A 12,223-nucleotide genomic window follows, 5' to 3' on the forward strand; every position below is an offset into this window, starting at 1 on the left:
TCAGACTTTATTGAAAACATATGGAGAACGAGCTGAAAGAAAGGAGCCTGAAGTCTCATTCAGGAGATATGTCGCATACGCCAAAAGATCAAATTGAAGCTTTTGTTAAGTATTTACCCGGTGCAATAGCCATGGTGGATACTGAAATGCGATACCTCATGGTCAACGATGGCTGGTATCGTGACTATGGCTTGAAAGGAAATGATATAATAGGCAAATCACATTATGAAATTTTTCCGGAAGTCAAGGAGAAACCAGAATGGCTCGATTACCACCAACGAGCACTTGCTGGAGAAAGCCTAAGTGCCGATTTCGATTCATTTCAAATTGGCGATAAAAACATATCCTTGAATTGGAAACTTGAGCCCTGGTATCATCCCGATGGTGTCATAGGGGGCATCATCATGTTTACTGAGGTGAAGTCTGAAAAGGAGATTGCCGAGCGAAGACGTAAAGAGCACGACAATGTATTGAAGACGTTGTTGAATGAGATGGAGGAGGGGTTTGCACATGCAAGGATTTTGAGAGATGAAAACGGGAAACCCATTGATTGGCAGTATCTAAACGTAGGCAGGGGATTAGAAAACTATGTTCCCGTGCCACCCGAAACACTGGTAGGCAAGAAAGTGTCAGATGCTATACCCGGAGCAATAGAAGCTGATCCAAAGTGGCTTGATATTTTCAATGAGGTAGCCACTACGGGCAAATCATGTGAAATCGAAGAGTATTCGGAAGTACTGAAAAGATGGTTTCGGATGAATATCTACAGCCCGTCAAAGGGTGAATTTGCCACCATCTTTCGGGACACAACGGTACAAAATGAATCACGACAAAAGATCAAGTCACTCAATCAACTGTTTGAGGATGTCTCCAAAATGGCCAGAATAGGTGCCTGGGAAATAAATATTGAGACACAGGAATGTTACTGGAGTGACATGGTTTATCAGATTCATGAGGAGGATCCGTCAAAGAAAATATTAGTTGAAGATGGCATCAACTATTTCCATCCTGATTACAAGGAAACACTGGAAAAGGCGGTTAATAATGCAATTGAAAATAAAGAATCATATGATTTGGAATTGAAGCTGATCACAGCGAAAGGTCGTGAAATCTGGACTCGAGCTATAGGCAGACCGGTCTTTGAGGGTGGGAAGTTGACCAAACTCCAGGGACTTTTTCAGGATATCAATGACAATGTAGAGAACCAAATAAAGATAGAGGATAGAGCAGAAAAGTTGAAGCTATTGAATGAACGATTTACGATCGCTCGTGATGCGGCTTCTCTTGGCGTGTGGGATTGGGATATTCCAAATAATAAATTGGAATGGGATGATTACTTATATGACATATATGGGCTGAAGAAAGAGGATTTTTCAAACAGCTATGAAGCCTGGTATCAAGGAGTTCATCCTGAGGACCGGGAAAGATCGAATAAGGAAGTTCAGGAGTGTTTGGAAACAGGAAAAAAACTTGACACCCGTTTTCGGGTGATATGGCCATCAGGTGAAGTAAGACACATTGGTGCCATGGGGAAGGTCATTAACGACCCAGATGGCAATCCTGTAAGAATGCTGGGGGTTAACTGGGATATAACAGATCAGGCGGCACAGGAAGAAGAAATTAAATCTCTTAATGCGAACCTGCAAGAAAAAGTAGAAGAACGAACGGAGGAACTAAAAAAGGTGAATAAAGAACTAGAGGCATTTTCTTATTCTATATCTCACGACCTGAGAGCACCACTTCGTGCAATCAACGGCTATTCGCTGGCTTTGAAGGAAGACCATCAGTCACTGCCGGAGACAGCTGTCAGCTACCTCGATCGTATTGTGGTCAATAGCAGAAAGATGGGTGAGTTGATTGACGACTTGCTGGAGTTCAGTCGAATGAATCGAAAGAAAGTAAATCACTCTGTAATTGATCTCTCTATGTTGGTGACCAGGTTGATTGATGAGATATACGAAGATTCAATGGGAATAGTCAAACTAGATAGTCTTCCAACGATTCACGGTGATCAACAAATGTTGGAGCAGGTTTTTTCTAACCTGATATCGAATGCAATCAAGTACAGTTCAAAAGAAGAAAAACCAGAGGTTATCATCTCTTCCAAAGAGGAGGAGAAAGCTTATGTCATTTCCATCGAAGATAATGGAGTAGGGTTTGATATGGATTATTACGATAAGATATTCCAGGTTTTCCAGCGTTTACACACAGAGGAGGAGTTTGAAGGAACAGGGATAGGGCTGGCTATATGTCATAAAATCATGAAAGCACATGATGCTGAAATTTGGGCAGAGGCAGAAGTAGATAAAGGGGCTGTTTTTTATCTGAAGTTCAATAAATAATAGGGTTTAGGGAGGATCTGCATTTTTTATCGAATAAAAAGAACGTTTCATCGATAAGGTTAAAACAATTTGTCTTAACAATGGTCAAGAATCAAATTTCTTTTGATTTCTACTTCTTTGACCACCTAATGATCAAATTTTTAATAACGGTTGCAGTTATAGCAGCTCCATTTTTTTTCCTTTCTGCAAAAGAATCTAATTCATTCGTGGAGCAAGCTGAGCCGATTGATCTAAGCAGCATATCGATTTGCAAAGCACCTTCAGCTTCGATCGAAAACCCCACTCTTACCTCATACTTTTCAGGTCTTCTGAGCACAGAAAACTGGCCCGCCCGTTGGACCTGTGGTGACTGGTCCTCAGTGGAGGGGTGGATGTATATATCTGCCGACCTTTCCATATTTCTGGCCTATCTATCCATTCCAATCATACTGCTTTGGTATATCAGAAATCGTGATATCGGAAAAGGAAGAAATTTAGTAATATTATTCGCAGCATTTATATTGCTCTGTGGTTTCACACACCTAATAGATGTGGTGCTATTTTGGGAGCCGGTCTATCGCCTCAGTGGGTTTATGAAATTGCTTACAGGAGTTGTCTCATTAGCTACGGCTACTGTGTTGGGTTTTGTCATTCCTAAAGCTTTGGAATACAAGAGTCCGCAAGAACTTCAGGCAGAAATAGACGAGCGTAAAAAATTACAAAGCCAGTTTGAAACATTTGTGAAATACTCTCCGGGGGCGACCGCCATGTTAGATTCAGAGATGCGTTTTGTGTTAGCCAACGATGCATATCATAAAGCCTATGGAATAGAGGGGGTAGCGATTGTTGGTAAAACCATGCTTGAGGTATTCCCTGAGCTGAAAGGATCTGAGTGGCTTGAAAGATTTAATCAGGTTCTTAAAGGTAAACATCTATCAAAGGAGCTTGATTCATACGAAAGCAATGGAAGAACGGAATATTTCCGCTGGAAATTAGAGCCATGGTATGCTGAGGATAGCAACATTGGAGGGTTTATCATATTTACAGAAATCCTTACAAAGGAGGTTAATCAGGAAGAGAAACTGCGCGAAAGTGAGCGACGTTTTACAAATATTTTTAATAAAGCACAATTTGCCATTGCGCTTGTAGGGGATGGTGGTGTGCCTTTCTTAGTCAATAATCAGTTTAGTAAGTTACTGGGATACACCGAAGAAGAGCTCACACGTATGGGTTTTGAAGAGTTTACGCATCCGGATGACGTTAAAAAAGATATGGATAGATATCTAGCCTTAATAGAAAATAAAATAGATAGTTATACCATTGATAAACGATATATCACCAAGTCAGGAGAAGTGAAGTATGTTAAGCTAAATGTAACCATGGTGAACGAGGGTACTGATAATAAGTATGCCATGGCTCTTGTGGAAGACCTGACAGAAGCTGAAATAGCAAAAATCAAGAATGCAGACATGGACCGAATGATGGCAGAGGTTTCTGCTGTTGCCAATATTGGTTCTTGGGAAGTGGACATAAAAGAAAGCAAGTGCTACTGGAGTGATACGGTGTATCGCATTCACGAGGAGGATCCTGCAAAAGAAATAGCCCTGGAAGCCGGAATCAATTATTACCATCCGGATCATCGTGATACAATTTCTAAAGCTGTGGAGGAAGGAATTGCCAATCAAAAGCCATGGGATCTGGAATTAAAGATCATCACGGCAAAAGGCAATGAAAAGTGGACCCGAGCCATTGGTAGAGCCGTTTACGAAAATGGTGAGGTCTCCAGGCTTCAGGGACTATTCCAGGACGTTGATAAGAAAAAGAGATACGAGTTGGAAATAGAGCAGTCAAATAAAGGACTCGAAGAAGAAGTAATAGATCGAACCACTGCTTTAGAGAAAGCGAATGAAGAACTCGAGGCATTCTCTTATTCTGTTTCGCATGATTTACGGGCTCCATTGCGGGCAATAAATGGCTATTCTGAGGCATTGATTGAGGACTATAGCAGCGAAATACCAGATGATGCAAATCAGTATCTGTCAAGAATTGCTTCTAACAGTCAAAAGATGGGTAAACTAATTGACGACTTATTGGAGTTTAGTCGCATGAACCGCAAGAAAGTAGACTATCAGTCGGTCAACCTTAACAATTTGATAAACCGGCTAATAGATGATTTATTCATTGATTCGAAGAATTCTATAACAATAAACGAGTTACCTGAGATAATCGGAGATAAAGAAATGCTTGCCCAGGTCTTTTCAAATCTCATATCAAATGCAATAAAGTATAGTTCTAATGAAGAAAAGCCCGAAATTTGTATATCTTTTGTGGAGGAAGCCACCTCCTATGCGATATCCATTCAGGATAACGGCGTAGGATTCGATATGGAGTACTATGATAAATTATTCAATGTGTTCCAGCGATTGCATAGTGAGTCGGAATTTGAAGGGACGGGTGTAGGATTGTCACTATGTGCAAAAATCATAAAAGCCCACAATGGAGAAATTTGGGCTGATTCCGAAAAAGGAGAGGGCACAACTTTTTATTTACGGTTTAAAAAAGAGGTTTAGAAATGGGACTCACCAATGACGTGCAAATTGTTTTAATAGAGGATAGCTTCGATGATGCGGAGTTGACCATGCGTTCGCTTAAAAACTCTAACTTCGTCAATGAGGTGGTTTGGCTCAAAGATGGCGAGCAGGCGATCAACTATTTACAAGGTAAAGGAGAGTACGCAGAAAGAGATACGGCAATTAAGCCTAGATTGATTTTACTGGATTTGAAGCTTCCAAAATTGAGTGGTTTGGAGGTTTTAGAGCGAATCAAAAAGGATGAGAACCTACAAAAAATACCTGTTGTAGTGATGACATCTTCCAAGGAGAATAAAGATTTGGATAGGTGCTATGAGCTGGGAGCGAACAGCTATGTGGTGAAGCCTATTAATTTCTCAAACTTCATGGAAGTAACCAAAGAAATCAGCATGTATTGGGTATTGATTAACCAAATTCCTGAGGAGTGAGATATAAAGGAGATTTGAACATTAAAGGGAATTAGCATGACCATATGGAAGGAAAAGGTACGGATACTTCACCTGGAAGATAGTGCGGATGATGTTGAGCTTTTAAAGATTGCTTTAAGGAAGTCGAATCTTAATGTAGAGATAGATGACGTAGCAAATAAGGATGAATTTCTGAAGGCAGATTTATCGGATTATGATTTAATCATTACGGATTATAATCTCAGAGATTACGACGGCTTATCGGCAATTAAGTATACACGGTTGAAGCAACCTCTATTACCGGTGATCCTTATTTCAGGAACAGTTGGGGAAGAGCTTGCAGCAGATTTGTTGCGAGCGGGAGCCAATGATTTTGTGTTAAAATCAAATCTCAAAAAGGCACCTATTGTTATTGAACGGGTACTGCATGAGGCATCCATAGCTCGAGAAAAACAGCGATTCCAAAGGGAATTAGTAGAAAAGAATTTGATTCTGGATACCATCTTTGATACCTCAGGGGATCAGATTTTCTTAAAAGATGCTGATGGGAAATATTTAAAGGTCAATCGAGCATTTTGTGAGTATGTCCAGCTTCATGATACAGAAATCATAGGGAAGACTGATTACGATCTGTTTCCTAAAGAAGTGGCTGATAAGGCAAATGAAAATGATGAGTTTGCAAAGCTTTCAGGGAATCCTGTCACCTATGAAATGGAGATAAAAAATGATGGTCAGCGAGCGATCTTTGAGATTAATAAAAAGCCACTGGTTATTGATGGAGAGGTAACGGGTATTGTAGGGAAATGTCTTGATATAACGGCTAATAAACTTTTGCTGGAAGACGTTATTAAGTCGAAATCCATCCTAAGTCAGGCCGAAAAGCTGACCCGATCAGGCAGTTTTGAATATGATGCTGATCTGGATCTCATTAGCTGCAGCTCCAATTTCAAGCATATTCTGAAACTTCAAATAGCCGGAGATACCATTTCATTTCGAAAATTCACACAATTGATCAAAGAAGAAGACCAACCCATATTCAATGAAGGGGTGAATAAAGCAATCGATAATTACGAAGAGTATTACAATGAACACCGATTCATCATCAATCCAGCTAACAAGTCGATCATCGGTTACTTTAAAATCGTATTGAGGCCTGATTATAAAGATGATGGGGGTACCCGCTTCTATGGTACCATTGTGGATGTAACAGCTGAGCATGAGAGCCAAATCTATCTTATGAATAAACAGGAGCAGGATCGTAAAGAACTGGCCCGTGAGCTACACGACAATCTGGGACAAAAAATGAACGGTATCTCTATGTTCATTAGCAAAATATCAGATGATATGCCGGACAATAAGGATTTGAAAAAAGTGAAAGAGTTGGCTCATGAAACGATCGATGATCTGGGATATCTCATTAATAACATTTCAGTCAAGCAGATAGAGGAGCATAGTCTCGATTATGCCATTGACAAGCTGGTGAGCTATATGCCAGTACCTATTCGAGTGGATAAGAACTATGAGATTGTAGAGAAAGAACTTTCACCATTTGTTAAGTCTCAAATATATCGGGTAATACAGGAGGCGCTGAACAATATTGCTAAGTATAGTGAAGCATCCTCGGTAAAAATGAATTTAAAACAGAGTGGCGGAGTATTGAGCCTCGAGATTGAAGATGATGGGAAAGGATTTGCTGTAGAGGAGGTATTAAATGGCAATGGCCTCCAGAATATTACTCACCGTGTAAGACGCAGTAATGGATTAATAAATATTGATTCACAAAAAGGAAAGGGCACACGGGTGACCGTGAAAATGCCGGTTAGTTAAAATAAAGAAAATGCGAACACTATTATTAGTAGATGATCATCAGATCATCAGGGATGGTATCCGATTTTATTTTGAAGGTGATGAAGAATTCGCCATCAAGGATGAGGCTGAGAATGGTCTGGAAGCCCTGGAGCTGCTAAAGGACAATGAATATGACATTATCCTCACAGATATCAATATGCCTAAAATGGACGGGCTGGAGTTCATGAAAAGCCTGAAGGAAAATTATCCGGATCAAAAAGTGCTGGTACTGTCCATGTACAATGAGGCCGGCTATATCAATAAAATGATTGCCCTTGGTGCTAATGGCTATGTCCTGAAAAAATCGGATAAAGGGGAGCTGGTATCCGCCATCAAGAAAGTGCTGGACGGGCAGGATCATTATTCTGATGAGGTATACAAAACCATCATCGGGAATATAGCAGGGAGAAAGCCAAAGGAACGACTTACGCTTGAGGCAGAGCTGTCGGATCGGGAGAAAGAAGTGTTGGTGCTCATTGCCAATGAATACACGAATCAGGAAATCGCAGACAAGCTTTTTATCAGCATTCGTACGGTGGAGACACATAAAAGAAATTTGCTCGAAAAAACCGGTTGCAAAAATGTGGCTGGGCTCGTAATGTATGCGGTTGAGCGCAATTTGGTTTAAGAGAATAGCAGGGTATAGAAAACGAGTTTTAAAATCCCTAACGAACGGGGATACACAGTATGGACCACCACCAAATCATAAATAGCATTAGCGATCCTGTCGTTATCATGGACATGGATGTAGGTCATTTTGTTGATTGCAATGATCTGGCACTCAGGTTATTTGGCCTTTCCAAAGAGGAGCTCCTGCAAACGAGCCCTTCAAAACTAAGTCCCTCCAATGTCTACGGACAAGATGCTGAAACATATAGTCGCCAACTCATTCAAGAGGCCCTGGCTGGTGCAAACCCCGCTTTTGACTGGGTGCATATAGACAAAAGTGGGAAAGAGTTCCCATGTGAAGTTCGTCTGATGCGAATTCCGCCGTTTGATCGTAACCTGGTAAGAGGCACCATCATTCACAAGGAAGATAAAAACCGCATCGGCCGGAGGGCTAGTGAAAGCAGGCTTATTTTAACCCTGGAATCAGCAGAAATAGGCACCTTCGATTGGTTCCCACAGATCGATCAACTCACCTGGGATAAACGTTTATATGAAATTTTTGAGATCGACCCCAATGCTAAGATCGATCTCAATGCCCATTTTTTCAGCGTCATCCATCCGGATGATATAGACCGGGCAAGTAGTGATTTCGAAAAATCTCTACAACCCAAAGGTCCTGATCATAATCGTATTGAGTACCGTATCGTCATTGATGGGAGGGTGAAACACCTGCTGGCTTATAGTCGCATGATTCGTGATGATAAAGGTGAGGTGATCCGAATGTTGGGTACTACCCAGGATATCTCGGTGTTGAGAGAATCAGAAAAGCGACTCAGAGAGCATGAAGAACTTCTGGACTCTATTATTCAGGATCAAAAGGAAATGATCGTTCGGTGGATACCCGGTGGATACCGCACGTTTGTGAATAAAGCCTATTGTGAAGCATTTGACCTGGATTCCCAAAAAGCGATAGGCGAAAGCGTGTTTGCTGGTATGGAAAAGTCAGTGCAAAATGATATTAAAAAGAAAATTGAGGGTTTAACTCCTGAAGACCCGGTAAGAACCACCACAATACACAGACCAATGGGGAGTGGTGAAATGGTATGGCAGGAATGGTCAGACCGTGCCTACTTTGACAAACAAGGAAATGTAATTGAGTATCAAAGTGTAGGTAGAGACATTACTGTTCAAAAAGAAAATGAACAAAAGCATCTGCTGATGTCACAGCGATTAAAAGCGATCTCTGATAACCTTCCGGGAGTAGTTTTACGCTATAAGTTAAATCCGGATTTTACCGACGAACTTGAATTTGTCAGTGATGGTGTGCGTGACCTTTTAGGAGTAGAGGTAGCTGATGCTATTTCCGATATCAACAATGTCTGGTCAAAGTTTCATCCGGAAGATATTGAGGTAGTAAAGCAATCCATTCAGGAGTCATATGTGAATATGACAAGATGGTATGGGGAATGGAGAGTCTATTTGGCCAATGGGACTATTGGTTGGGTGCAGGGGACCGGGCAACCAAAAAAAGAAGCGGATGGCAGTGTGATTTGGGATTCGGTTATCATGGATATCACTCCGCAGATTCAAATAAAGAAGGAGCTCGAGAAGAGTGAAAACCTGTTCCGTTCCATCGTGCAGGATCAGGATGAAATGATCGTTCGCTGGAAGCCGGGAGGCATACGAACCTTTGTGAATCAGGCATATCTTGATTTTTATGGACAAAAAAAAGAAGAGGTACTAGGCACAAGCTTTTATGATCTGATTTCTCCGGAAGATCGTAAAAGAGTAAAGTTAGAAATTGAAGCACTTACACCGACGAACCCTTCACGAGAGAATGTGCATGGTGTATTGCTTCCTGACGGTACCCACGGATGGCAAAGATGGAAAGATCGCGCCTTTTTTGATGAGGCAGGAAATCCGGTTGAATACCAAAGTGTTGGTGCAGACATTACACAGATAATAGAAGCCGAAAAAGCACTGAAAGATAGCGAGGAACGCTATCGAAACGTTTTTAATCAACAGTTTCAATTTACAGCCCTCCTGGATCTGGAAGGAAAAGTTGTTCATATCAATGATCTTCCTTTAAAAGTGCAGGGGCTGGAAAAAGAAGATTACCTTGGGAGGTATTTTTGGGATGCCCCAGGCTGGGAAGGAAACAAAGATTGGCAAAAGAAGATCAAAAGCCAGGTGCTCTTTGCTAAGAAGACAGGTGAAACCCTAACCGTTGAAGACCCATATTACGGTCCGGAAAAAAAGACGCATTGGGCTATGGCCTCTTACAGCATAATTAAGAATAGCGATGGTGAATTAGAGAATATTTTGGTTCAGGCTACCGATATGACCGCAGAGAAAAATGCCAAAAAAGAGATTGAGGAGCGAGAAAAGAGGCTGTCTCTTATTTACGATAATGCCAATGACTTTATGGTACTTTTTCAATTCGATGGAAAGCAATTTTTCATTGAAAGTGTGAACGAGGAAACATTAAAAGGCTTTAAAAAATCAGGAGTAGATGTTTCGGAAGGTGATTTGGTTGGGCTTGAATTGAATGAATATTTTAATAAGTATGTGGGTTATGATCAAGCATCGATAGACTTCCACTTATTGAAGTACCATGAAGCTATTAAGAGCAAAAAAACAGTTACTTACGTATCTGATACCACTGTCAATGAATTTTATTATGCGATTGAAACGAAAGTTACACCAGTAGAAGAGTCAGGTGAAGTTTGCTATCTGCTAACCACTTCCAGAGACATCACAGATATTGTTCTATCAAGAAATGAACTCGAAAAAGCCCTAGATGAGGTGCGGGAGTTAAAGGATAAGCTGGAGCTGGAGAATGTTTATCTAAGGGAGGAGATTAAGCAGGCCAATGACTTTGAAAACATGGTTTTCAAGAGTAAGGCATTTAGAGACGTACTTAAAAAGGTAGAACAGGTAGCACAGACGGATGCTACTGTGCTTATCACAGGGGAAACAGGAACAGGAAAGGAATTGATCGCAAGAGCCATTCATAATGTAAGTAAGCGTTTTGAAAAACCTATGATCAAAGTAAACACCGCAGCGATTCCTAAAGACCTAATCGAGAGTGAGCTATTTGGACATGAAAAAGGTGCATTTACGGGCGCATCTGTTGAAAAGCCGGGTAAGTTTGAACTAGCTGATGGGGGAACAATTTTCCTGGATGAGATTGGTGATATGCCATTGGATCTTCAGGTGAAGATACTTCGCGTACTTCAGGAGGGGGAGGTAGAACGACTGGGAAGCACCAAAACCAAGAAAATAGATGTAAGAATTATTTCCGCCACAAACAAAGACCTGAAAGCGGCGGTGAAAGAGGGCAATTTCCGGGAGGACCTTTACTTCAGGCTCCAGGTATTCCCAATCGAAATTCCACCACTACGTTCCAGACCAGATGATATACCTATTCTGGTAGAGCACTTTATTGAAAAGTATGGAATCAAGTACAGCAATCCGATCAAGATAATTCCAAAGCCTGTGATGGACTACCTGAGAAACTACGCCTGGCCGGGAAATGTGAGGGAACTGGAAAATACCATTGAGCGTGCGGTGATTTTATCCACTAATGAAAAATTACACTTACCAGAAGTGGTGGATAGCACAACCTCTCAGGAACAATGGGAGCATGATAATTCGTTAGACGTTATCGTAGAAAATCACATTCGCAGAGTACTAAAAGAATGTGACTGGAAAGTAGAGGGTGGAGATGGTGCTGCTGCTAAGTTGAAGATCAAACCAAGCACACTTCGTGACCGAATGAGAAAATTTAGCATAAAACGTCCTAATTAATCCCCACGGTATACCGCGATTAGTCAATATTTAACGGTTTTACCCACGGTTTTCCGTGGTTTTTTCATGCTAAGTATTTTACTTAATTAAATTTAATGTCTCTGATTTACAGTTAGTTAAGTACTTATTTTCCTCATATTTAAAAACTGGCACACCTGTTGGTATAGGCATTTCGTGACTGATAATAAAAATCAAATCGAATTAAAAACGGGTAAACACTGGGTGTCTGAAGATCAGATATTTCATTCAAAGTTTATGATCCCTGCTGGATGTCCTATGATAGATAGCAGAATGATCAAAGAACACCTGGAAGTTATACACCACTTTCTTGGAGACAGGAAGCTCCCGTTTTTGATAGATCTGACAACATCTGAAAGTGTGCTCAGTTTTGATGCTCTGAAAAAATGGGGTCAAAGCGAGTTTCTGAATGATCACCGTCTGGTTGAAGCCTATGTGGTGAACAACCTGGCGGATTTGATTTTTATGAAACAACACATACGATTAAATAAAATTCAATACCCGGCAATAGTCTTTCAGGGACGGAAGCTGGCTATCGAATGGCTTAAATCGTACACCATTAAACACAATCCATCACGCCATTGCCACAACCAAATGAAAATGACGACTAACTAGCAAA

General features: G+C 40.9%; 7 protein-coding genes. All 7 read left to right on the forward strand.

What is annotated here, in order from left to right:
- The first annotated feature begins 20 nt into the window (after positions 1-20).
- The 7 genes from RIC88_RS07855 (at position 21) to RIC88_RS07885 (ending at position 12,219) form a co-directional block, all read left to right on the forward strand.
- Entirely contained in the window at positions 21-2,342 is a 2,322-nt protein-coding gene (locus tag RIC88_RS07855; protein WP_350216983.1) for a PAS domain-containing protein, read from the forward strand.
- Between the two features lie 80 nt (positions 2,343-2,422).
- Positions 2,423-4,891, forward strand: a complete 2,469-nt coding sequence (locus RIC88_RS07860) for a PAS domain-containing sensor histidine kinase (protein ID WP_350216984.1) — start codon at positions 2,423-2,425, stop codon at positions 4,889-4,891.
- A gap of 2 nt (positions 4,892-4,893) precedes the next feature.
- Positions 4,894-5,340 carry a response regulator gene (locus tag RIC88_RS07865; protein ID WP_350216985.1) on the forward strand — a complete coding sequence of 149 codons (447 nt, stop codon included), beginning with the start codon at positions 4,894-4,896 and terminating at the stop codon, positions 5,338-5,340.
- Between the two features lie 36 nt (positions 5,341-5,376).
- The gene (locus RIC88_RS07870; protein ID WP_350216986.1) at positions 5,377-7,146 is read left to right on the forward strand and encodes a hybrid sensor histidine kinase/response regulator; all 1,770 of its coding nucleotides are present in this window, start codon (positions 5,377-5,379) and stop codon (positions 7,144-7,146) included.
- 10 nt (positions 7,147-7,156) lie between these two features.
- Positions 7,157-7,795 (forward strand): response regulator, encoded by a 639-nt coding sequence (locus RIC88_RS07875; RefSeq protein ID WP_350216987.1) that lies wholly within the window; start codon positions 7,157-7,159, stop codon positions 7,793-7,795.
- Positions 7,796-7,854: 59 nt separating this feature from the next.
- On the forward strand, positions 7,855-11,586 hold the full coding sequence (locus RIC88_RS07880; RefSeq protein ID WP_350216988.1) for a sigma 54-interacting transcriptional regulator: 3,732 nt from the start codon (positions 7,855-7,857) through the stop codon (positions 11,584-11,586).
- Between the two features lie 174 nt (positions 11,587-11,760).
- The gene (locus RIC88_RS07885) at positions 11,761-12,219 is read left to right on the forward strand and encodes a hypothetical protein (RefSeq protein WP_350216989.1); all 459 of its coding nucleotides are present in this window, start codon (positions 11,761-11,763) and stop codon (positions 12,217-12,219) included.
- The last annotated feature ends 4 nt before the right edge of the window (positions 12,220-12,223 follow it).

The sequence above is a fragment of the Ekhidna sp. genome, from assembly GCF_040220215.1.
Taxonomy (GTDB): domain Bacteria; phylum Bacteroidota; class Bacteroidia; order Cytophagales; family Cyclobacteriaceae; genus Ekhidna.

Coding starts and splice junctions, on each gene's coding strand:
- RIC88_RS07860 (WP_350216984.1), top strand. CDS start 2,423: ATGGTCAAGAATCAAATTTCTTTTGATTTCTACTTCTTTGACCACCTA.
- RIC88_RS07865 (WP_350216985.1), top strand. CDS start 4,894: ATGGGACTCACCAATGACGTGCAAATTGTTTTAATAGAGGATAGCTTC.
- RIC88_RS07855 (WP_350216983.1), top strand. CDS start 21: ATGGAGAACGAGCTGAAAGAAAGGAGCCTGAAGTCTCATTCAGGAGAT.
- RIC88_RS07880 (WP_350216988.1), top strand. CDS start 7,855: ATGGACCACCACCAAATCATAAATAGCATTAGCGATCCTGTCGTTATC.
- RIC88_RS07875 (WP_350216987.1), top strand. CDS start 7,157: ATGCGAACACTATTATTAGTAGATGATCATCAGATCATCAGGGATGGT.
- RIC88_RS07870 (WP_350216986.1), top strand. CDS start 5,377: ATGACCATATGGAAGGAAAAGGTACGGATACTTCACCTGGAAGATAGT.